The 21,231-nt window shown below is 51.7% G+C and carries 21 protein-coding genes; 20 read left to right on the forward strand and 1 reads right to left on the reverse strand.

Translation table 11 applies throughout. From position 1 onward, the window contains the following. Positions 1–52: 52 nt before the first annotated feature. From fusA to dsrP, 14 genes are all read left to right on the forward strand, one after another. The gene (gene fusA / locus JWJ90_RS17685) at positions 53–2,137 is read left to right on the forward strand and encodes an elongation factor G (protein ID WP_205228544.1); all 2,085 of its coding nucleotides are present in this window, start codon (positions 53–55) and stop codon (positions 2,135–2,137) included. A gap of 56 nt (positions 2,138–2,193) precedes the next feature. Beyond that, on the forward strand, positions 2,194–2,889 hold the full coding sequence (locus JWJ90_RS17690) for a hypothetical protein (RefSeq protein WP_205228545.1): 696 nt from the start codon (positions 2,194–2,196) through the stop codon (positions 2,887–2,889). A gap of 157 nt (positions 2,890–3,046) precedes the next feature. Further along, on the forward strand, positions 3,047–3,805 hold the full coding sequence (gene hisA / locus JWJ90_RS17695) for a phosphoribosylformimino-5-aminoimidazole carboxamide ribotide isomerase (protein ID WP_205228546.1): 759 nt from the start codon (positions 3,047–3,049) through the stop codon (positions 3,803–3,805). Then, positions 3,795–3,974 carry a hypothetical protein gene (locus JWJ90_RS17700; protein WP_205228547.1) on the forward strand — a complete coding sequence of 60 codons (180 nt, stop codon included), beginning with the start codon at positions 3,795–3,797 and terminating at the stop codon, positions 3,972–3,974. The genes hisA and JWJ90_RS17700 overlap by 11 nt, the downstream gene beginning before the upstream one ends. A 300-nt stretch (positions 3,975–4,274) precedes the next feature. Beyond that, positions 4,275–5,132: an HDOD domain-containing protein gene (locus JWJ90_RS17705; RefSeq protein WP_205228548.1), complete on the forward strand. Its 858-nt coding sequence runs from the start codon at positions 4,275–4,277 to the stop codon at positions 5,130–5,132. Between the two features lie 38 nt (positions 5,133–5,170). Then, a complete protein-coding gene (locus tag JWJ90_RS17710; RefSeq protein WP_205228549.1) occupies positions 5,171–6,118 on the forward strand; it encodes an MBL fold metallo-hydrolase in 948 nt (315 codons plus the stop codon). A 35-nt stretch (positions 6,119–6,153) separates the two neighbouring features. Next, positions 6,154–6,768, forward strand: coding sequence for a sulfurtransferase-like selenium metabolism protein YedF (gene yedF / locus JWJ90_RS17715; RefSeq protein ID WP_205228550.1), 615 nt, complete (start codon positions 6,154–6,156; stop codon positions 6,766–6,768). A gap of 269 nt (positions 6,769–7,037) precedes the next feature. Further along, positions 7,038–9,185, forward strand: a complete 2,148-nt coding sequence (locus tag JWJ90_RS17720) for a carboxy terminal-processing peptidase (protein ID WP_205228551.1) — start codon at positions 7,038–7,040, stop codon at positions 9,183–9,185. A 162-nt stretch (positions 9,186–9,347) separates the two neighbouring features. Next, positions 9,348–9,872 (forward strand): RsbRD N-terminal domain-containing protein, encoded by a 525-nt coding sequence (locus JWJ90_RS17725; RefSeq protein WP_205228552.1) that lies wholly within the window; start codon positions 9,348–9,350, stop codon positions 9,870–9,872. Positions 9,873–9,994: 122 nt separating this feature from the next. Next, positions 9,995–11,011 (forward strand): sulfate reduction electron transfer complex DsrMKJOP subunit DsrM, encoded by a 1,017-nt coding sequence (gene dsrM, locus JWJ90_RS17730; protein ID WP_205228553.1) that lies wholly within the window; start codon positions 9,995–9,997, stop codon positions 11,009–11,011. Positions 11,012–11,048: 37 nt separating this feature from the next. Continuing rightward, on the forward strand, positions 11,049–12,680 hold the full coding sequence (dsrK, locus tag JWJ90_RS17735; RefSeq protein ID WP_275889133.1) for a sulfate reduction electron transfer complex DsrMKJOP subunit DsrK: 1,632 nt from the start codon (positions 11,049–11,051) through the stop codon (positions 12,678–12,680). Between the two features lie 27 nt (positions 12,681–12,707). Next, positions 12,708–13,079, forward strand: a complete 372-nt coding sequence (dsrJ, locus tag JWJ90_RS17740) for a sulfate reduction electron transfer complex DsrMKJOP subunit DsrJ (RefSeq protein ID WP_205228554.1) — start codon at positions 12,708–12,710, stop codon at positions 13,077–13,079. A gap of 23 nt (positions 13,080–13,102) precedes the next feature. Next, positions 13,103–13,951: a sulfate reduction electron transfer complex DsrMKJOP subunit DsrO gene (gene dsrO / locus JWJ90_RS17745; protein ID WP_205228555.1), complete on the forward strand. Its 849-nt coding sequence runs from the start codon at positions 13,103–13,105 to the stop codon at positions 13,949–13,951. Positions 13,952–13,958: 7 nt separating this feature from the next. After that, positions 13,959–15,131, forward strand: coding sequence for a sulfate reduction electron transfer complex DsrMKJOP subunit DsrP (gene dsrP / locus JWJ90_RS17750; protein ID WP_205228556.1), 1,173 nt, complete (start codon positions 13,959–13,961; stop codon positions 15,129–15,131). 245 nt (positions 15,132–15,376) lie between these two features. On the opposite strand, the gene JWJ90_RS17755 is transcribed toward dsrP, so the two are convergent. Next, entirely contained in the window at positions 15,377–16,159 is a 783-nt protein-coding gene (locus JWJ90_RS17755) for a prepilin peptidase (protein WP_205228557.1), read from the reverse strand. Positions 16,160–16,224: 65 nt separating this feature from the next. Between JWJ90_RS17755 and JWJ90_RS17760 the strand changes: the two genes are divergently transcribed. Genes JWJ90_RS17760 through JWJ90_RS17785 form a run of 6 tightly spaced genes read left to right on the forward strand, consistent with a single transcriptional unit; the run spans position 16,225 to position 21,137 of the window. Continuing rightward, positions 16,225–17,010, forward strand: a complete 786-nt coding sequence (locus JWJ90_RS17760) for a dihydroorotate dehydrogenase electron transfer subunit (RefSeq protein WP_205228558.1) — start codon at positions 16,225–16,227, stop codon at positions 17,008–17,010. Next, positions 16,998–17,933: a dihydroorotate dehydrogenase gene (locus JWJ90_RS17765; protein ID WP_205228559.1), complete on the forward strand. Its 936-nt coding sequence runs from the start codon at positions 16,998–17,000 to the stop codon at positions 17,931–17,933. The genes JWJ90_RS17760 and JWJ90_RS17765 overlap by 13 nt, the downstream gene beginning before the upstream one ends. A gap of 2 nt (positions 17,934–17,935) precedes the next feature. Beyond that, positions 17,936–18,622, forward strand: coding sequence for a type I 3-dehydroquinate dehydratase (gene aroD / locus JWJ90_RS17770; RefSeq protein WP_205228560.1), 687 nt, complete (start codon positions 17,936–17,938; stop codon positions 18,620–18,622). Between the two features lie 39 nt (positions 18,623–18,661). After that, on the forward strand, positions 18,662–19,498 hold the full coding sequence (locus JWJ90_RS17775; protein WP_205228561.1) for a shikimate dehydrogenase: 837 nt from the start codon (positions 18,662–18,664) through the stop codon (positions 19,496–19,498). A gap of 25 nt (positions 19,499–19,523) precedes the next feature. Further along, a complete protein-coding gene (gene aroA / locus JWJ90_RS17780; RefSeq protein ID WP_205228562.1) occupies positions 19,524–20,801 on the forward strand; it encodes a 3-phosphoshikimate 1-carboxyvinyltransferase in 1,278 nt (425 codons plus the stop codon). An 18-nt stretch (positions 20,802–20,819) separates the two neighbouring features. Then, positions 20,820–21,137: a transporter family protein gene (locus JWJ90_RS17785; RefSeq protein ID WP_205228563.1), complete on the forward strand. Its 318-nt coding sequence runs from the start codon at positions 20,820–20,822 to the stop codon at positions 21,135–21,137. Positions 21,138–21,231 lie beyond the last annotated feature (94 nt).

Consider the following 21,231-nt stretch of genomic DNA (forward strand, 5'->3'; position numbering starts at 1 on the left):
CTACGCGAGCGACCCAGCGAGCGACTTGCAAGCGGCAATAGAGGAACGCGTCATGAAAAAGGATCTGAAAAAAGTACGGAATATCGGTATTAGTGCCCATATTGACTCGGGTAAAACAACGCTTACCGAACGTATTCTGTTTTATACCCAACGCATTCATGCAATCCATGAGGTTCGTGGTAAAGATGGTGTTGGTGCAACCATGGACTCTATGGAGCTGGAGAAAGAGCGCGGTATTACGATTCAATCCGCTGCAACCTACTGCTCCTGGAAAGATCACGCCATCAACATCATCGATACCCCCGGTCACGTTGACTTTACCATTGAGGTAGAGCGTGCCCTGCGTGTTCTCGATGGTGCGGTGTTGATTCTCTGCTCGGTTGGTGGCGTTCAGTCACAGTCTATCACTGTTAACAGGCAGATGACCCGCTACAAGGTACCCCGTATCGCCTTTATTAATAAGTGCGACCGTACCGGTGCCAACCCGTACCGTGTTACTCAGCAGCTGCGCGATAAACTGCAGCTCAACGCCGTCATGCTGCAGATGCCCATCGGCCTCGAATCCGATCTCGAGGGTATGGTTGATCTGGTGACCATGAAAGCCGTCTACTTTGACGGGGAGCAGGGCGACAAGATCCGCATAGAGGAGATTCCTGCAGAGCTGATGGATGAGGCCCAGGCCAAACGCGAGGAACTCATGGATGCCGTCTCCATGTTTTCCGACGAGCTGATGGAGAAGATGCTCGAAGAGGAAGAGATTCCCGAGGAGATGATCCACGAGGCCATCCGTCGCGGAACCCTGGCCCTTGAGCTGACCCCGGTTATGATGGGCTCTGCCTACAAAAATAAAGGTGTGCAGGTTCTGCTCGATGCTGTTAACAGCTACCTTCCGTGCCCGACCGATGTTGAAAATACAGCGCTTGACCTGGATAAGGAAGAGGCAGAGATCTCTGTCACCAACGACTCCGAGGATCCGCTGGTTGCTCTGGCCTTCAAACTGGAAGACGGTCGTTATGGTCAGCTGACCTACATTCGTACCTACCAGGGAACCATTCAGAAGGGCGATACCATCATCAACACCCGTACCGGCAAGAAAGCAAAAGTCGGTCGTCTGGTCCGTATGCATGCCGATGATATGGAAGAGATCGATGGTGCTGGCGCCGGTGATATCGTAGCGCTCTTTGGTATTGACTGCGCTTCCGGCGACAGCTTCTGTCACCCGGGCGTGAATCTCTCCATGAGTTCCATGCACGTACCTGCTCCGGTTATCTCCTTGGCAATCAATCCAGTCGATAATAAAGCGCAGATCAATATGTCCAAGGCGCTGAACCGGTTCACCAAAGAAGACCCGACCTTCAAAACCTTTGTTGATCACGAGACCAACGAGACTATCATCTCTGGTATGGGCGAGCTGCACCTCGAAGTCTACATCGAGCGTATGAAGCGTGAGTACAAAGCCGATGTTGAGGTTGGTGCTCCCCAGGTTGCCTATCGTGAGACTATCACCCAGCAGGCTGACTTTGATTACACCCATAAAAAACAGACCGGTGGTTCCGGTCAGTATGGTCGTGTTGCCGGTTTCCTCGAGCCGCTGGAAGAGGGCGAGTACGAGTTTGTTGATAAGATCGTCGGTGGTGTTATCCCCCGCGAGTTCATCAGCTCCTGTGATAAAGGTTTTCAGCGATCACTCGCCAAGGGTACCCTTATCGGTGCACCCATTACCGGTGTTCGTGCAACCATCAACGATGGTAGCTACCATGCGGTTGACTCCTCGGATGTTGCCTTCCAGACCGCCTCTATCGGCGCTTTCCGCCAGGGCTACGCCAAGGCCAATCCAGTTATCATGGAGCCTGTAATGAAGGTTGCCGTTGAAGGACCTTCCGAGTTCCAGGGGGCCATCATGGGGAGCCTCAATCAGCGCCGCGGCGTTATCATCGGCACCTTTGAAGAAGGCAACTACACCGTTGTTGAAGCTGAGATGCCGCTGGCAGAAATGTTTGGTTACTCAACAACCCTTCGTTCCCTGACCCAGGGTAAAGCGGAATTCACCATGGAATTTGCAACCTACAAGCAGGTTCCCCGCTCCGTTGCTGACGAGCTGGTGAAAGCTTATGAAGATCAGAAAAAGGATGCATAACCGGATCTTGCGCTTATATAGTTATACGTGAGAGAAAACCGATAAGAGGTCGAATTATGGGATACGAACCACTGGTACAACAGAACCCGCTGCGGGTTCTGAATATGAGTCGAGAGAATAATCAGATGGGCCTGGTTATGGCCCGCGCCGGTCTGGGCAAAACCGCATTGTTGGTCCAGATCGCCCTGGATGCCATCCTTCGTGGCAAACGGGTTATCCATGTCAGCATTGGCGAATCCATTGAGAAAACCAAAAGCTGGTATGATGACATCTTACAGGTGATCCTGCAGGAGCACACTGTAACCCGTCCCCATGAGCTGATCGATATGGTTGCGCAGCACCGTATGATCATGACGTTCAAAGAGGCCGCCTTTAACCGTTCGCGTCTGGAAGAGCGTCTGAATGACCTGGTTCTACAGGACATCTTTCGTCCCAACTGTCTGATCGTTGATGGTTTTGACTTTGATAAGGCAGATCGTAGCGACCTGGAAGACATCAAGAACCTGCTTGAGAGCATGAATATGCAGGCCTGGTTCTCTGCTATTTCGCATCGTGAGGATGAACGTGTTTCTCCCACCGGTGTACCTGCCCCCTGTCATGAGATCGATGACCTCTTTGACATGGTCGTTCTTCTGAAACCACAGTCGAATGCAACCATTCAGCTTGATATCATCCGTAACTCGGGTGAGCAGGTTGAGGGCGGCAAGAGCATGAACCTGGATCCCACCACCATGATGGTGCAAGAAGGGTAAGACTCGCTGACTTCGTTTACAAAGGGCTGCTGGCGCATGACGCTGGCAGCCCTTTTTTTGTATCACGTTCCGGCATTGATGGATCGTAAGGAATGGGGTACTTTTCCCAGGTTCGTATCGTCCACATCTGTACCTGTTAACTTTAGTAGAGAAGAGAATGCAATTTCGTCCATGTATAGACCTGCATGATGGTCGAGTGAAGCAAATAGTCGGCTCCAGCCTCGGTGAGGATCAAACACGTTTGCAGACAAATTTTGCCTCGGAGCTGCCTCCTGCGTACTATGCCGACCTCTATCGGCGTGACAACCTTCGGGGCGGTCATATAATCATGTTGGGACCGGGCAATGCAGCTGCAGCGACAGAAGCATTGGCCGCCTGGCCAGGTGGAATGCAGGTTGGCGGCGGGATTACGGAGGAAAACGCACGGGATTGGTTATTTCGGGGAGCCTCTCATGTCATCGTGACCTCCCATGTGTTTCATGGCGGCAAGCTGGACCAGAACCGGTTAGAGCGACTGGTTGAAACCGTAGGCAAGAATCGGCTGGTCCTGGATTTAAGCTGCCGTTGGCGGGATGACGGCTACTATGTGGTGACGGATAGGTGGCAAAAGTTTACGGAGCTCAAAATCAACGCTCAGGTCCTGGAAGAGCTGGCACGCTCTTGCGATGAATTCCTGGTGCATGCCGTGGATGTCGAGGGCAAATGTATGGGCATTGATACGCGCTTGTTGGAAATACTTGCAGAAAGTGTTCCCATTCCAACTACCTATGCAGGTGGTGTCGCCAGTATGGGCGATCTTGAGCAGATAAAAACAAGTGGACGCGGACGTATTGATGTGACTGTCGGCTCTGCGCTCGATATTTTTGGTGGCAGTGGGCTCCGTTACGAGGATGTGGTTAGCTTTCATGGGGCCTGAAGAGAAGAAGCTGGAGCAAAATTTAGCAGAGGTGAAGTTGTTGATACCCGACGATCTGTATCGGGCTTTTCAACGCTGCCTCTGGATACGAATTCAGGAAACAGGACAGAGCCAACTGGAACTCATGGAAGAAGTGGTGAAGGATTTTCTTATTAAACACGGTTGTTAATCTATTGAAAATCCATGCCCTTTGCTTGACCTCCCCCAATCCTTCCTTTATTATAGCTGAATCTGTGACAGCGGGGGAGAAGGCTCTATACCCTGAATCCGCCATGGATTGAGCTATAATCTGTCCTTTTTTACCCGCATGGATTTTTTGAAATATGATTGCCACTGAAGCTCGACCCGGATATTTGTCACGGGCATGGCCTCCTCCAGCAAGCTTTCAGCACCTGCTGCTTTTGTAGGAGGAGGATATGCCCGTGACAGGGTGAACGGTTGACCAAGTCTTTCCCATCTATCTGCCTGAATGAACGATCGAGAAAAACAAATCAAAAAATTGCGCAGTTTTGTCGAAAAGATGCCCAGTCTTTCGACAACAGTCGGGAAGGTTCTGGAAATCTGTAGTCGGCCCGACACTGCTCCCAATGACTTGAATAAGGTCATCTCTTTAGACCCGGTCCTCACCGGGCAGGTTCTGAAGCTGATTAATTCAGCGTACTACTCCCTCATGAATAAGGTTACCTCGCTGACCCGAGCTATCATCATGCTCGGGCTCAACACAGTGAAGAACCTTGCCTTGTCAACTGCCATCATCCGCTGCGTCGGCCAGGCAAAAAAATCCAAATCCCTCCCCATTAAAGATTTTTGGGCCCATTCAATCAGTGTGGGGGTTATGGCCAAGCTGCTGGCCGCCGAACAGGGGGTTCCGCTGGCCGAACGGGAAGAGTATTTTGTGGCTGGCCTGCTTCACGATCTGGGGAAAGTTCCTTTTGGTGATGAGTACGCAGAAGTTTTAAAGACTGCGAAAAAAGAGGCCACCCCGCTTAAACAAGTCGAGCAAGAGATGATGAACATCGACCACGAAGAAGTCGGTCAGATGATCGCCTCCAAATGGAAGCTCAACTCAGCCATCACAGATGCCATCTGCCATCATCACGAGCCAGAAGAGGCGCAAATAGAAAACCGTGATCTGGTGGCAACAGTAGCTTTGGCGGATTTTTACGTCTGCCTCTTTGATATAGGGTATGCGGGAAACCGGTACCCGGATGAAACCCAACTGGAATTGCTTTTGAAGTTGTGTGGTCTCGACTGGGAGACGGTGGCGGGGCTGAGCGATGCCGTTGATGCCGAAATCTCAAAAGCTGAAATATTTCTTCAGGTTTGAGGCAGTACTGACTGGTTTACGACCAAGGAGAGACGCCGATGATCAAGGTCAAATTTTGGGGTGTTCGTGGGTCCATCCCCTGTCCTGGCCCCAAGACGATGAAATACGGAGGAAACACCGCCTGTATCGAATTGCGTTTTCCGGAAGTTAATCGGCACATTATTATTGATGCCGGTTCCGGTATCCGTGAGCTGGCAAGCTATATGTTGGCCCATGACCTGCCCAACGGCCCCATCTCCACAGAGATCTATCTCTCCCATACCCATTGGGACCATATCATGGGATTTCCATTTTTTGTTCCCGCCTATATCCCTGGTTCGCAAATCAAGGTGTTCGGGCCGGTCACCTATGAAGATGAGCCTCTTGAGGATATAGTCGGTGGTCAGATGAAATACCGGTACTTTCCCGTGAATATGGGAGAGCTGGCCGGGTCGATTGAGTATAAACGGCTCAAAGAAGAGCCGTTTCTGGATCTTGGTGATGGTATTACCTTGTCCACCACGATTATCAATCATCCCATCACTGCCCTTGGCTACCGCTTTACCTTTCGGGATGCGGTTTTTTGCACGGCCTATGACACGGAACCTTTTCGTAATCTCTTTATAACCGACCCTGAAGATCCCTCATATGACGAGTTCATGGCCGCAGAAGGGGAGCTGGCCGCCCAGGAACAGAATCAGGTCCTGGAAAATTTTTATCAAGGTGCCGATCTTCTGGTGCACGATGCCCAGTATACCCGTGAAGAGTATGAAAAAAATAAAGTTGGCTGGGGGCATACCCCCATTGAAGACGCTATTGCTTCTGCCCGCAGGGCAGGGGTGAAGCGGTTGGCTCTTTTTCATCATGACCCGGAACGCAGTGATGATCAGCTTGATGCCATGGGGGAAAAGTATTGCAGCACCGAGTCGGGTGACCCCATGCAGCTGTTCTTTGTTCGTGAGGGCCAGGAAATTATTCTCGGGACCGAGCAAGTAAATCCTGAATAAAATCCCCCCATTTAACCTCCGGTGGAGAAATGCAGATGAATCCGGAAACTCTTGACTGTACAGGCCTGCCCTGTCCCAAACCTGTCCTTCGGGCCAAAGACGCCCTGGCCGCTGGATCTTCGCTGATCAAGGTCCTGGTCGATAATGAGGCCTCCCAAAATAACGTTGCCCGATTTGCCCGCAGTCAGGGACATGAAGCACGTTTGAATAGAGAAGGAGACAGTCTTTTTGCTGTCACCATTGTCGCCAGTGGTGAACCCAGCAAGGGCGCCTTTGATCCTGCTGACTACCAATGCAGCTTGCCTGAGCGCACGAAAATGATCTACGTGATTTCCTCAGATTCCATGGGGCGCGGTTCTGATCAGCTGGGCTGGGCACTGTTGCAGACCTATGTTCAGACCATTAAAGATGTGGAGCCTTTGCCAAGCAAGGTTGTGCTCTATAATGGTGGAGTCAAACTGGTGACAACCGAGTCTGGTGCCCTTGATGCTCTGCGAGAACTGCAGGGGAAGGGGGTCGAGATTCTCGCCTGCGGTACCTGCCTTGACTTTTTTGAGCTTAAATCAGCGCTTCAGGTTGGGCAAATTTCCAACATGCATGAAATTATGAGTGCCATGGCCGAGGCGGATAAGATCGTCAGCCCGCTCTAAATAGTGTTAGGCCAGAAATGAGGATTTTGGTTCAAGTTCAGGTCAGCGCAGACTCTGAAAAGACCGTTTCAGGATGGGCACTCAATAGTCGGCCTGGAGAATTCTCATTGTGTTTTAAAAAAGAAAGACAAAAGCTGGAAGTTGCGCTAGAGCAACTTCCAGTGTCCTTTTGCCAGACTATTTGATCAAGGTGAGAATTCAGACTCACTTTCATACCTACTCTATTCTTTTGTCTTTTCCCTATCTCTTCAATTAGGACTTCTGCACCTATGAATGTTTCGAATCAGCACTGTGTACGTCGCTTTCTTCCTTTCTTATGCGTCAGTGTTTTTTTGCTGCTCGGCTTAACCGGCGGGTGCCTTGCTAAAAAGGCCCCGCCGGAAGTCTTTGATGCTGACCGAAACGAACTTATTGCCCTTATCTTAAGTCAGCAGCTGCCAGCCCAACACTTCAGTCATGAACCCCTTGATGACAGTCTCTCGCAAAAGGTCTTTGATCTCTATCTGCGGCAGCTCGATCCGCGCAAAAGATTTCTTCTTTCAAGTGATGTTAAGCAGTTAGGGGCTTTCTCGTCCCATGTTGATGATGAACTCAGCCGTGGCAATGTCGTCCTGCCCGAGGCTGGACGCGAGGTCCTCAATGACCGTGTACGCCTGGTGCAGAGCTTTATCGATCCATTACTCGATCGTGGCTTTGATTATGAGAAAAAAGAGTCTCTGGAGATTGAGCCCAAAAAGCTCGATTACCCAAAAGATAAGGCGGCATTGAAAGAACGCTGGCGTCTGAGCCTTAAGTTGCAGGTCATGGAGTCGTATTTTTCTATTCTGCAAAAAGAGGAGAAAGACGGCAAGAGCAACAAGGTACAGGTTGTTGATCCCGCAAAGCACAAAGGTGTAATCAAAGAGGCTGTAAAAAAAGTTCGCGAGAGCATGCACCGCTCCCTGAGTCGATTGCTGAAGCAATCGCGGCAGGATCACTATGATCGTTATTTTGATGCGGTGACCCGCGCCTATGACCCACACACGGATTATTTGGCCCCCACCTCCAAGGAAGATTTTGATATTCAGATGAGCGGTTCGTTAGAAGGGATCGGAGCCCTGCTGCGTGAAGACGAGGGGCTCATCAAGGTTGTGCGTGTTATTCCTGGCAGTGCAGCGAAGAAACAGGGGCAGTTACAGGCCGAGGATACCATTCTCGCCGTGGCGGAAAAAGATGGAGAGCCGGTTGATATCTCCGAGATGCGTATTCGTGAAGCGGTTGGTTATATTCGCGGGCCCAAGGGGACAGAAGTGCGTCTGTCTGTACAGAAACCTGACGGCTCGCGGCTTGTTATTCCCATCATTCGTGATGTGGTTCGTATCGAGGAAACCTATGTAAAGTCTACGACCTTCAGGCAAGAAGGCAAGAAGTACGGATATGTGCGCATTCCCAGTTTTTATCGGGATTTTGCCGCCCAGTCCAATGGTAAAAAAGCACGCAATGTCACCGAGGATACCCAGACGGAATTACGTAAGCTGGAAAAAGAGGGCATCCGTGGCCTGATTGTCGATTTGCGAAACAACGGTGGGGGGGCATTGACTGACGCGGTCCAGATTTCCGGGCTCTTCTTACCCGGCGGCCCTGTCGTTCAGGTGAAAAACTCCCACGGTTCCATCCGTGTGCTGGAGGATGAAGATCCCGCTGTCCAGTACAAGGGGCCGCTTATTGTCCTGGTGAACCAGTTCAGTGCCTCCGCTTCGGAGATTTTGGCCGCAGCCCTGCAGGATTATGACCGGGCCTTTATCATCGGTGGTGCCCATACCCATGGTAAAGGGACGGTCCAGGCTATGATGGATCTCAATCGCAACCTGCCGCTCTTTCAATTGCAGCGGTACGAGGACCTGGGAGCCTTGAAGTTGACCATCCAGAAATTTTACCGCATCAATGGCGGATCGACTCAGTATAAAGGCGTTGAACCGGACCTTGTTGTTCCTTCCATGTTTGATTATCTGGAAACCGGAGAAAAATACATGGATTACTCCCTGCCCTGGGATCAGGTTGGATCTGTTGATTACGCCCCCTGGCATGGAACCCAGGTCAATACAAATGCTGCCATTCGTCAAGGGGCCGACTGGGTAGAATCAAGTGAAGCCTTTACAAAAATTAAAGAGGAAACGGAAAAGGCGCGGGTGCGCGCCAAAAAAACCATGCTCGTTTTAAGCTGGGAGAGCATGTGGAATCAGCGCCAGGAAATAGAAAAAGCCCGGGAGGAAGCCAAGGCAGCAGGGCTGGTTACGCCGACAGAAAAAGATGGTGAACCCATAAATCCCGAAGAGAAGCTTGAGCATCTCAACAAGACCGATCCCTATGTTCAGCTCGCCTTGTATCTCCTTAATGGTGGGGGGCCAATGGCCTTCGCAGGTGCTCCGAATCAATAAATTTTTATCTTGAAACAAATCAGTAATCATGATAGAGCATTCGATGCATGAATCCTCATTCATTTTTAATGCGTGGGAGATGTTTGATATACTGAAAGAATTATGCTTTTCGCCCTGCACAATCTTCAGCAAAAATACAGGGGCGGCTAAAAAATAGAAACTATGGAACTCAAAGAAGCGCTGACCACAAAGAAGAAGGAAATTCTTGATCTTTGGATAGAGCGGACGCTGGATAGCTACACTTCACCGGGTTTCTTCAAGAAGGCCACCGACCCCTTTGCCAATCCTGTTGGCAGTAATATCTCCATGGGATTGACCTCACTCTACGAGGCTCTTGCCAGTGGTGAGGGCGGGGAGGCTTATACAAAATCACTTGATCAGGTTGTTCGAATCAGAGCGGTGCAGGATTTTACGCCCGGACAGGCTGTGGCACCGTTTCTGGAACTCAAATGGGTTATTAAGCAGGTATTCTCTGCAGATAAGAAGACCCAACCTCTGCTTGGAGCACTCGATCAGCTCGACTGTGAGATTGACCGTATTGCCCTGGCCGCTTTTGATGTGTACAACCAATGCCGGGAGCAGTTGTACCGCAACCGGGTTGATGAGCTGAAAAGTGGTCGTTCGATATTAACGGATTCGGCTTGTCCGTCTGCTCTTGCCAGAGAGGAGCAGGAAAAGGCCCAGTAGAGTACCGGGAATTGAGCGTGTGTGACCGTCGGATAGCTTCCAGGACGTCCCTGAAGTGATTCCGGCTTTTTATCGTAACTTTTGGAAAGTTATTGTTTAACTCGAATGCGAAGGAGTGATCGATGAAGTACGCCTTCCCTTTGGCGGCAGTTATTGCCCTGGTGTTGATTGCGCTGATCGCGGTGCAGATACCGGGAATGCAATACCTCTTTGGTGTTGTAGTTCCGTATCTCGCTATGGCGCTGTTCTTAGGCGGTTTTTGTTATAGGGTCATCCATTGGGCCAAATCGCCGGTACCATTTAGAATCCCAACCACGTGCGGTCAGGGCTATACTATGCCCTGGATCAAGTACGACAAACTCGAGGCACCGGTCAACACCGGACAGGTTGTTGCCCGTATGTTTCTCGAGATCTTTCTGTTCCGTTCGCTGTGGCGCAATACCAAAGCCACTGTTTATTCGGGACCGAAACTGACCTATGAGTCAAGCAAGTGGTTGTGGCTGTTTGGTATCCTTTTCCACTACAGTTTCCTGGTGATCATCATTCGCCACATGCGCCTCTTCCTTGACCCGATTCCTGGAATTGTCTCTTTTATTGAAACTGGCGACTCGCTGCTCCAGATTGGTGCTCCGGTAATGTACACCACCGATGTAACCATCATCCTGGCGATCCTCTTTCTTTTTGCCCGCCGGGTATTCAACCCCCAGGTTCGGTACATCTCTCTGGTCAACGACTACTTTCCCCTGTTTCTGATTTTCGGCATCTGCACCACCGGTATCCTGATGCGCTTTTTCATCCGTACCGATGTCGATATCAACGCCATCAAGCAACTCGCCGTCGGCTTGGTCACCTTTTCCCCGACCATCGTCGCTGATATCAGCTCACTGTTCTACGTTCATCTTTTCTTAGTGTGCACGCTGCTTGCGTACTTTCCATTCAGCAAGCTTATGCATATGGGTGGCGTCTTCCTCAGCCCGACCAGAAACCTGGCAAACAATTCTCGAATGGTTCGCCACATCAATCCCTGGAACCCGGAGATCAAACCGCATTCCTATGCCGGTTATGAGGACGAGTTCCGTGAGGACATGGTCGAGCAGGGCATACCCGTAGAGAAAGAGTTGCCTGCGCAAGGCGAATGAATAACGCTGGATAACCTCAGAGTATAAGGATAGAGCAATGGCAGTAGTAAAGGTAGATGTGTTGGCACAGAGCGTTGCCGAGGGACCTTCGCTGATGACAGGCTCCATTCCAACCAAAAATTGGATGGATGTCCCTGCCGTATTCAAGCCGGGTAATTACGCCTACACCACAAAACCTGAAATACAAAAGTATCTTGACAGTCAGAAAGGCGTCAGCTTTCCCAATGCCCGCGAGTGGAACCCCGAAGACGACGACTGGAAACTTCCCGAGAACTGGAAAGAAATTATTATCCAGGGAATTGCCGATCGTTTGGATCGTTTTCGTTCCTTGAAAATTTTCATGGATTGCTGTGTTCGCTGCGGGGCATGCGCGGATAAGTGCCACTTTTTTCTGGGCACCGGTGATCCCAAGAATATGCCGGTCCTGCGCGCGGAGTTGCTGCGTTCAGTGTATCGTCAGAATTTCACCCGCGCCGGTAAAATCCTCGGTAAGATGATCGGCGGCCGCGAGATGACCGTTGGCGTGCTCAAAGAGTGGTTCATGTACGCCTACCAGTGTACAGAGTGTCGCCGCTGTTCGGTTTTCTGTCCCTACGGCATTGATACCGCAGAGATCACCATGATGCTGCGCGAGCTGCTGCATCTGGTGGGCATCGGCATCAACTGGTGTATGGAGCCGGTCGCGAACTCAAACCGCACCGGTAACCACATGGGACTCACTCCGCAGGCCTTCAAAGGCAATGTCGAGTTCCTCTGTGAAGACATCGAGAACCTGACCGGTGTCAAGGTCAACCCGACCTTTAACCGCAAAGGTGCAGAGGTCCTGTTCATCACTCCTTCAGCCGACGTTTTCGCCGAGCCTGGTATCTTTACCTGTATGGGCTACCTCCTCCTGTTCGAGGCAATCGGGCTTGACTACACCTGGTCGACCTACGCCTCCGAGGGTGGTAACTTCGGTCTCTTCACCTCCAACGAGATGATGAAGAAACTCAACGGTAAGATGTACGCAGAGGCCGAGCGTCTTGGCGTCCGCTGGATTCTCGGTGGTGAGTGTGGTCACATGTGGCGTGTACTCCATCAGTACATGGATACCATGAACGGGCCGGCCAACTTCCTTGAAGTTCCGCGTTCACCGATTACCGGTACCGTCTTTGACAACGCCGCCTCCACGAAAATGATCCATATATCCGAGTTCACCGCCGACCTGATTAAAAATGGTAAACTCAATCTGGATAAGAGCCGCAACGCCCACGTCAAGGCGACCTTCCATGACTCCTGTAACCCGGCTCGTGCCATGGGGCTGTTGGAAGAGCCGCGTTATGTCCTGGATCATGTCGTGGACAACTGGGTTGAGATGCCGGAGAACACCATCCGCGAGAAAACCTTCTGCTGCGGTTCTGGTACGGCTCTGAACACCGACGAGATTATGGAACTCCGTATGCGTTCCGGTCTGCCCCGGGCCAATGCAGTGAAATACGTCCAGGAGAAACATGACGTAAACACACTGGCCTGTGTCTGCGCCATTGACAGAGCTACTCTGACGACCCTCATGAATTACTGGGTACCCCAGGTTGAGGTCGCCGGTCTGAGTGAGCTTGTCGGCAACGCTTTGGTGATTGAGGGTGAACAACGACAAGACCTGACCGAAGGGCTCAGGACCATGGTTTAATAGACCGGCTGGAATGGAGGAAGAGCTATGTACGATAGCGGTAAAATAATCACAGGACTGATCATTTTCGTCCTGCTTGTAACAATACCCGTCTGGTACAACCGTGGCACCGCGAGCAACGTACCGGAACCCGAGCTGCCTAAGGATGTGAAGACCTGTGTGCTGCCCAAGGCTGAGATCACTGCAAAACATATGCAGCTGCTCAACCAGTGGCGCGATGAGGTCATTCGTACGGGAGACCGGAGCACCTTAGAGATTGAAGGAAAACAATATCCAAAAAGCTTAATGCTCGCCTGCATGAAGTGTCACACCAGCAAAGTGAAATTTTGCGACAAGTGTCACGACTATGCCTCGGTTAAACCATACTGCTGGGATTGCCACCTGGCTCCTGTTGAGTGAACGGCTAAGGAGGAGATAGACAGATGGACAAGAATAGACGAAATTTCCTCAAGGTAGCCGGTATTTCCACACTGGCAGGCCTTGGAGGAACTGCAGTTGTTGATCGCCTGGTTGCAGGGGTCAATGTTGCACATGCTTCCACAGAGGGTGGACATGGAGCAGAACAAGGCGGACATGAGGCCGCACCTGCTGCTCATGGTCACGCCGCTGCTGCCGATCCGAACGCTAACCGTTACGGATTGGTCATTGATGTAAAAAAATTCTATGAAGATCCAAGCCTTGGCGAAAAATGCGTTCAGGCCTGTATCAAAACCCATAATATTCCCGAGTTCGACGAAAAGAAAGACGAGATCAAGTGGATTTGGATGACCAACTATGAGAACGCCTTTCCCGAGAACCCGAACAAATACCGTGATGAGGAGACCGAGTCCAATCAGTTACCCATCATGTGTAACCACTGCGACAACCCACCCTGTGTCCGTGCCTGTCCGACCAAGGCTACCTTCCGCAACGAAGACGGTCTGGTCTTGATGGATTACCATCGCTGTATTGGTTGTCGTTTCTGCATGGCCGCCTGCCCCTACGGCAGCCGCTCTTTTAACTGGCGTGACCCTCGTCCGTTTGTCAAAGAGCTTAATCGCGACTTCCCCACCCGTATGCGCGGTGTTGTCGAGAAATGTACGTTCTGTGCAGAGCTTGTTGAGAAAGGTCAGTTGCCCGCCTGTGTTGAAGCCTGTGGCGAGAGCAAGGCAATGGTCTTTGGCAATCTGAACGATCCCAACTCCGAGATTCGGAAGGTCCTGAAGGAGAACCATACCATTCAGCGTAATCCTTCTCTCGGTACCTTACCTTCTGTCTTCTACATCGTGTGAGGCCGGCATGTTTGAAAAAGCATTAAAAGGAAACAAATACTACTGGATGTGGCTGGCCTTCCTCGGGTTCTTTATCGCGGTGGCCTGTGTCTGCTATCTGCGGCAGTACTTTTATGGTCTTGGGTTGACCGGCATGAGCCGCGACGTCTCCTGGGGTCTGTATATTTCTCAGTTTACCTTCCTGGTCGGTGTTGCGGCGGGAGGTGTGATGCTGGTGCTGCCCTACTATATTCATAACTTCAAAGCCTTTGGTAAGATCACCATCCTGGGTGAATTCCTTGCCATCTCCGCGCTGTTGATGTGCTTGATGTTCATCATGGCCGACCTTGGTCAGCCGCTGCGTGGTCTGAATGTTTTGTTTCACCCCACACCCCATTCCATGCTTTTCTGGGATATGTGTGTACTCTGGGGCTACCTGCTGCTGAACATCATCTGTGGTTGGGTCATCCTCACTGCGGAGCGCAAACAGGTTGCACCGCCAAAATGGATTTATTTCTTTGTCTATATTTCCATTCCCTTTGCATTCTCCATCCATACCGTAACCGCTATGTTGTACTGCGGTCTGCCGGGACGTCACTTCTGGCTCTCTGCAATCATCGCTCCGCGCTTCCTGGCATCTGCTTTTGCTGCCGGTCCCGCACTGATCGTTGTTATGGCGATGATCCTCAAGCGTGTTGCCAATTTTGATGCTGGCAAAGAGGCGATCCAGAAGATGGTGACCATCATCATCTATGCCGCCATTGCCAATATGTTCTTTGTTGGCCTTGAGTTCTTTGTTGGCTTTTACTCCAACATTCCCGGCCATATGCATACCCTGCAGTACCTGTTCTTCGGCCTTGAGCATCACGGCCACGTGTACAATAACCTTGTCCCCTTCATGTGGGCCTTTATCCTTCTCTTCTTCGTGGGGATGGCGCTTATCTGCTACCCCAAAACCAGAAAAGAGAGCGACTTCTGGCTGGCTATGGGCTGCCTGGCCATCTTTGTCTCCTTCTGGCTGGACAAAGGTATTGGATTCGTACTGGGTGGTTTTGTTCCCACCCCGGTTGACGAGATCGTTGAGTACTATCCGACCTTAAACGAGCTCTTCATCACCATCGGTATCTGGGCTACAGGATTTTTTATCCTGACCGTCCTCTACAAGATTGCCATCAGTGTGGAGCACGAAGTCGAAGCATAATCCTCTTCGCCTTCACCTGCTTTGGGACCCCCGAGTTGTTATAATAACAGCTCGGGGTTTTTTTTGAAGTTTGCTTGAAGCTTTGAAAGGCGACTTGATTGTTGGGGTTCCTTCGTCACCACCAACCTACAGCCTTTCCGTGTGTGGTAGGTTGGCGGTGAGGTACGAACCCCAGCATGAGTCGATTCTTTTAATGTATTGTCTCTATCCCTCCTCATATTTCATTGAGGTCAAATAGGTATTTTCTAGTAGGTCAATCCCAGGTACCACTGCCAACCCATGAGAATTTGGTCCTGAAACAAAACCCAGCTCATGGCAGCCAGAGCGATAAAGGGACCAAAGGGGATACGGGTCTTGCCTCCTTTCCCCTGCTTGGCCATAGCGGCTAGCCCGATGATCGAGCCCAAGAGGGAGCTGGCAAAGACTACGTACAACAGACTCTGCTGGCCGAGGAAGGCGCCAATCATAGCCAGCAGTTTAATGTCACCCCCTCCCATACCGTCTCGTTTGGTCAGTGCATAATAACTGAAGGCAACCAGGTAGAGTATCCCACCGCCGATCAATAACCCCAGCCCAGATTGTTGCCAGGTCACAAAACTGACAAAAAATGAGGACAGAAAACCTATTCCCATACCCGGAAGGCTGATGCTGTCGGGAATTATTTGGTGATGGATGTCGATAAATATGATAACCAGCAGGGCAGCAAAAAAGACAAACTGAACACAAAAATCGACGCTTAATCCAAAACGCTGAAAAAGCAGCAACGAAAACACCCCCATGGCAGCCTCGACAAGTGGGTACTGCCAGGAGATGGTTGTTTTGCAGCTTCGGCACTGTCCTTTCAGCACAAGGTAGCTTACAATAGGGATATTCTCCCACCAGCTGAGCGGGTGCTGACACACTGGGCAATGTGAGCCGGGAAAGACGATGGATGCGTCGTCTTTAGGTAACCGGAGAATGACCACATTGAGAAAGGAGCCCACTACGGCACCCAGGAGAATGGCGAAAACGGTTAAGATTGGGTTCATGTCTTGTAAATCTCTGTTGATATAGTCAATTTTAAACACCACATTTATTCTTTGTAGCGTTTTCCATGCCTCAGTTCCAGGAAAAATCCATTGTTGTCACCAGTGAGCGCCTCTCGGAATCCTATTTCCGACTGGTCCTTGAATCTCCGCGCATAGCAGCGCAGGCACAGCCCGGACAGTTTGTCATGGCAGCCTGTGGCTCCACCCTTGATCCGCTCCTGCGCCGTCCTTTTTCCATCCACCGTTGTCTCGGTGACGGGACCCTTCATCTGCTGATCAAGATTGTCGGCAAGGGAACCAAATTGCTGGCCGACCTCGAGCCAGGAGAAAGCTGTGATCTGCTCGGTCCACTTGGGAAAGGCTTTACCCTGGACCCCGATAAAGTCAGTGGTCTGGTCGGAGGCGGTGTTGGCATTGCGCCACTCCTTTTTTTGGTGGAGCAAACCAATGCTCGGTATCCTCAACACCAAGCCCTGCATGTCTTTCTTGGTGGACAGACAGGAGATGATATCCGTCAACTCGGTCAGGAATTTGAACAGATAGGGGCAAGCGTCAGCCTGGCCACCGATGATGGTTCTTTGGGAATGCAAGGATTGGTCACCCAACCCTTTGAAGAGGCCCTTGGTACTTTGCAACAGGTTTTTGTCTGCGGGCCTATGGCCATGATGGCAGCCACTGCCACACTCTGCCAGCAGGCGAATGTTCCCTGCCAGGTTTCTTTGGAATCGCACATGGCCTGCGGACTCGGTGCCTGTCTTGGCTGTACGGTCCACGGGGCTGACGGCAACTATCGTCACGTCTGTAAACATGGACCGGTGTTGCCGGCGGAGGAGATCGCATGGATTCGTTAAAAGTTGCCCCTGATCTTCGTGTCAGCATTGGTGATCTGAGCTTCGCCAATCCTGTGATGACGGCCTCCGGAACCTTTGGTTATGCTAAAGAATTCAATGATTTTGTTCAGCTTGATCGATTGGGCGCGGTTGCGGTTAAAGGTATTTCCTTAGAGCCACGGGCTGGAAATCCGCCTCCACGTGTTGTCGAAACTCCTGCCGGTATGCTCAATGCCATTGGCCTGGAGAACGTGGGCGTTGCTCGATTTATCAGTGATAAGATGCCCTTTTTACGTGGCTGCAAATGCCGGGTCATCGTTAATATATTAGGGGACTCCATTGAAGAGTACGCGCGCCTGTCTGAGAAACTCACAGGTGTTGCAGGTATAGACGGACTGGAAGTCAATATCTCCTGTCCCAATGTAAAAAAAGGTGGGGTCGCCTTTGGTACGGTCCCTGAGATGGCGCAGGCGGTGACCAAGTCGGTGAAGGGCGCCACTGACCTGCCGGTTATTGTCAAACTCTCCCCCAATGTCAGTGATATTGTCGCCATGGCTCAGGCTGTGGCTGATGGGGGAGCTGACGCACTTTCCTTAATCAATACCCTTATTGGTATGGCCATCGATACCAAGACGCGCACGCCTAAGCTGGCCAATATCATTGGCGGCCTCTCTGGGCCTGCGGTTAAGCCTGTTGCCCTGCGCATGGTCTGGCAGGTAGCAAGCAATGTCTCTATCCCCGTTATTGGTATTGGTGGCATTGGTACGGCAGAAGATGCCGTTGAATTTCTGATTGCCGGTGCCACTGCCATTCAGGTGGGGACGGCCAACTTTTATAATCCCGGTGCCACCGAGGCCATCATTGATGGCATCAGTGACTACCTGGTTGAGCAGGGTCAAGCATCGGTACGGGATATCATCGGCAGTCTCAAGGTGGGGAACTGAACATGGCCCGTGGCATGATTTGTGTCTCCCTGGCCGAGAAAAATGCGGCCTCCTTGCAAAAAGCTGTGGCACCTGTTCTTGAGATGGTGGATCTGATCGAGGTGCGACTGGACTGCATGGAAGAGCCCCAAGTGGCTGATTTTATTGCGGCCACAGACAAACCCGTTCTGGTGACCAACCGTCCTGCCTGGGAGGGCGGCCAGTGGCAAGGCAGTGAGAGTGAACGTGCAGAACTGCTTGTGGAGGCTCTCGACTGGGGCGCTCGTTATGTGGATATCGAGCTGCTTGCTGCCAAAGAAATTCGGGCGATGATCCTCGCCAAAGCCAAAGCAGTCGGAGGCCAGGTGGTTATCTCTTCCCATGACTTTGCCACAACCCCTGCGTCTTCTGTGCTTGAAGACCGGCTTGAGCAAATGATGGAAAGCGGTGCTGATATAGCGAAAATAGTGGTTACCGCCCATGATGCTGCCCAGTGTTTGCGTATCCTCAGTCTTCAGGAAAAGGCCATGGCCAGGAATTTTCCCTTAAGCGCCTTTGCCATGGGCAGCGCTGGGACCATCAGTCGTCTGGCGACCCTTTATCTTGGGGGCTGCATGAGCTATGCTGCGCTTTCTCCCGAGCAGGCGACCGCTCCCGGTCAACTGAGTGTCCAGGAGTTGCATGCCATGCTTCCTGTCTTTTCTAAGTAGCGTTCTTTTCTCTTTTATAACAACAAATTGATGTGAACAATGATTGACGGTCAGACCAAACTTTTTGGTATCATCGGCAAACCGGTGACCCATTCCATGAGTCCTGCCATGCACAATGGCGCCTTTGCCCACCTTGGCATCAATGGGGTGTATGTACCCATGGAACCGGGTAACCTGGAGCAGGGATTTTACGGATTACAAGCACTGGGGTTCATCGGTGTTTCGGTGACTGTTCCCTTTAAGGTAGAGATCATGGCCTACCTGGATAGAATTGACCCGGTTGCGCAAAAGATAGGTGCCGTTAACACCCTCCACTTTGATCGGAGCCATCCGGAAAAGGTGATCTGTACCGGGTACAATACCGATTGGATGGGATCGAACCAGGCCTTGGCCGATGAAATGACGCTGCAGGGAAGCCGAGTGCTTGTCCTGGGTGCCGGTGGCGCTGCCCGAGCTGTGGGGTTTGGGCTGATTGAAGCTGGAGCGGAGGTGATTATCACAAACCGGACGGTTTCCAAGGGAGAGGATCTGGCCAACCAACTTGGCTGCGCTTTTCTGCCTGTAGAAGAACTGGCCACACTTGAGGCGGATGCGCTTGTCAATACCACCTCGGTGGGCATGCATCCCAATGAGCATGGCATCCCAATCCAGGAAAACCTGCTGGAGAAATTTGCTGTGGTCATGGATATCGTCTATGCCCCCCTGCAGACCCGGTTACTTCGTGAGGCGGCTGCTCGAGGCTGTCGTACCGTTGATGGCCTGAAGATGCTGCAGTACCAGGGAGCTGCTCAGTTTACACTCTGGACAGATGTGCCTGCTCCCAATGCCACCATGCGAGAGGCTCTGCTCGGCGAGTTGCAGGCCCGCTCCCTCTAAACGACACCCCATTTTCAAGATTTCTATGATTACAATCACACCTGTTGAAACGATAGATACTGTTGTCACCGTTCCCGGTTCAAAAAGTTTAACCCAGCGCGCCTTGATTGCTGCGGCTCTTGCTCGGGGAACCTCCAAACTGCTTGGTCCCCTGGCAAGTGAGGACACCAAGTACACCATGGAGGCTCTGCGTGCCATGGGCGTTGCCTGTGATGACTCCGACCCGGAATGTTGGAGAGTGGAAGGAAAGGGAGGGCTGATCTCTGAGCCTGCAAAGGATATCTTCCTGGGCAATAACGGGACGGCCACCCGCTTTTTGACCTCAGTTGCCTCACTTGGCCAGGGGAGCTTTCATATCACCGGTTCCGAGCGTATGGCCGAGCGTCCCATCCTGCCATTGATGCAGGCCCTGCAGGGCTGGAATGTGGATATTGTCAGTGATACGGACAACGGCTGCCCTCCCCTGACCATTCAGGCCAAAGGGATTGCGGGGGGTAAAACCGTTCTGCCCGAGGGCAAATCAAGTCAGTACCTCTCCTCACTGCTTTTAGTGGCACCGTATGCCGCCACTCCGGCTGAGCTTATGGTACAGGGAGACATTTTCTCGAAACCGTATGTGGAGATGACCCTGGCGGTGATGGCAGACTTTGGTATTCGCGTTGAGGCCGCACCGAGCCTGAATTATTTCCGCATACCCCAGGGCAGCTATCAGGGCGGGACCTACCAGATAGAAGGTGACGCCTCCGGCGCTTCCTATTTCTTTGGGGCCGCTGCCGTCACCGGCGGTCGCGTCACCGTGGCCAATGTCCCGGTGCCATCGCTTCAGGGGGACGCCAAGCTCTTGCCTTTCCTGGCCCGCATGGGCTGTAAGATCGAGCAGACCGAGGCTGGCATCACCGTCATCGGTTCCCAGGAGCTTGAAGGCATAGAGGTCGATATGGGCGATATGCCCGACGTGGCGCCCACGCTGGCCGTGGTTGCGGCCTTTGCCGAAGGACCGACCGTGATCAACAATATCGCCCACCTTCGTATTAAAGAGTGCGATCGAGTGTCTGCTGTGGTCACAGAACTCCGCAAGATGGGGGCCGAGGTGGAAGAAGAGCACGACCGTATGATCATCCATGGCAAGGCGGGCGGCAGCAATCTGCACGGTGCCAGCATCGAGACCTACAATGATCATCGCATGGCCATGTGTTTCGCCGTTGCCGGACTCCGTGTTCCAGGCGTAGAGATCACCGGAGAAGACTGCGTGGTTAAATCCTTCCCTGATTTCTGGGAGCGTTTTGGTCGTCTGGCCGGTTAAAAAACAGGTGAAGAGAACGTGGGCACCGTAGAGGGCGGCGTCCAAAATCGTAAAAAAGGGGGAAAGACTATGATCAGCAGGAAGATGAGTGCCGGAGTTGCTGCCGGTTGTTTGCTCTTGTCTGCGTCGCTGGCAAACACGGGGTGGAGCGCTACCTCAGGATCGCATTACAATTACGGGGTCGAGGGTGTTTTGGGGGCAACGGCACCGCCTCCGGGGTGGCATTACCGCATGTATAATCTCTGGTATAACCCGGATACCTTGAACGACAACAACGGCAAAAAAATTCATAATGGCTTTGATCTAGTACCATGTAACAATCATAAATTCGGATAAAGTCTTTTTAGCTTAACCCTGGCGTCCTGTGTTGTGAATTGCCAGTCAATTTTTTTGGTGCTGTTGTTACGGTCACATTCCCATGCCGCAATTT

Origin of the sequence: Desulfobulbus rhabdoformis (genome assembly GCF_016919065.1) — a bacterium.
In the GTDB taxonomy this organism is placed as follows: Bacteria; Desulfobacterota; Desulfobulbia; order Desulfobulbales; family Desulfobulbaceae; genus Desulfobulbus; species Desulfobulbus rhabdoformis.

Bases quoted from the DNA above. Each gene is read 5' to 3' on its own strand.
- fusA (WP_205228544.1), top strand. From the start codon at position 53: ATGAAAAAGGATCTGAAAAAAGTACGGAATATCGGTATTAGTGCCCAT.
- JWJ90_RS17690 (WP_205228545.1), top strand. From the start codon at position 2,194: ATGGGATACGAACCACTGGTACAACAGAACCCGCTGCGGGTTCTGAAT.
- hisA (WP_205228546.1), top strand. From the start codon at position 3,047: ATGCAATTTCGTCCATGTATAGACCTGCATGATGGTCGAGTGAAGCAA.
- JWJ90_RS17700 (WP_205228547.1), top strand. From the start codon at position 3,795: ATGGGGCCTGAAGAGAAGAAGCTGGAGCAAAATTTAGCAGAGGTGAAG.
- JWJ90_RS17705 (WP_205228548.1), top strand. From the start codon at position 4,275: ATGAACGATCGAGAAAAACAAATCAAAAAATTGCGCAGTTTTGTCGAA.
- JWJ90_RS17710 (WP_205228549.1), top strand. From the start codon at position 5,171: ATGATCAAGGTCAAATTTTGGGGTGTTCGTGGGTCCATCCCCTGTCCT.
- yedF (WP_205228550.1), top strand. From the start codon at position 6,154: ATGAATCCGGAAACTCTTGACTGTACAGGCCTGCCCTGTCCCAAACCT.
- JWJ90_RS17720 (WP_205228551.1), top strand. From the start codon at position 7,038: ATGAATGTTTCGAATCAGCACTGTGTACGTCGCTTTCTTCCTTTCTTA.
- JWJ90_RS17725 (WP_205228552.1), top strand. From the start codon at position 9,348: ATGGAACTCAAAGAAGCGCTGACCACAAAGAAGAAGGAAATTCTTGAT.
- dsrM (WP_205228553.1), top strand. From the start codon at position 9,995: ATGAAGTACGCCTTCCCTTTGGCGGCAGTTATTGCCCTGGTGTTGATT.
- dsrK (WP_275889133.1), top strand. From the start codon at position 11,049: ATGGCAGTAGTAAAGGTAGATGTGTTGGCACAGAGCGTTGCCGAGGGA.
- dsrJ (WP_205228554.1), top strand. From the start codon at position 12,708: ATGTACGATAGCGGTAAAATAATCACAGGACTGATCATTTTCGTCCTG.
- dsrO (WP_205228555.1), top strand. From the start codon at position 13,103: ATGGACAAGAATAGACGAAATTTCCTCAAGGTAGCCGGTATTTCCACA.
- dsrP (WP_205228556.1), top strand. From the start codon at position 13,959: ATGTTTGAAAAAGCATTAAAAGGAAACAAATACTACTGGATGTGGCTG.
- JWJ90_RS17755 (WP_205228557.1), bottom strand. From the start codon at position 16,159: ATGAACCCAATCTTAACCGTTTTCGCCATTCTCCTGGGTGCCGTAGTG.
- JWJ90_RS17760 (WP_205228558.1), top strand. From the start codon at position 16,225: ATGCCTCAGTTCCAGGAAAAATCCATTGTTGTCACCAGTGAGCGCCTC.
- JWJ90_RS17765 (WP_205228559.1), top strand. From the start codon at position 16,998: ATGGATTCGTTAAAAGTTGCCCCTGATCTTCGTGTCAGCATTGGTGAT.
- aroD (WP_205228560.1), top strand. From the start codon at position 17,936: ATGGCCCGTGGCATGATTTGTGTCTCCCTGGCCGAGAAAAATGCGGCC.
- JWJ90_RS17775 (WP_205228561.1), top strand. From the start codon at position 18,662: ATGATTGACGGTCAGACCAAACTTTTTGGTATCATCGGCAAACCGGTG.
- aroA (WP_205228562.1), top strand. From the start codon at position 19,524: ATGATTACAATCACACCTGTTGAAACGATAGATACTGTTGTCACCGTT.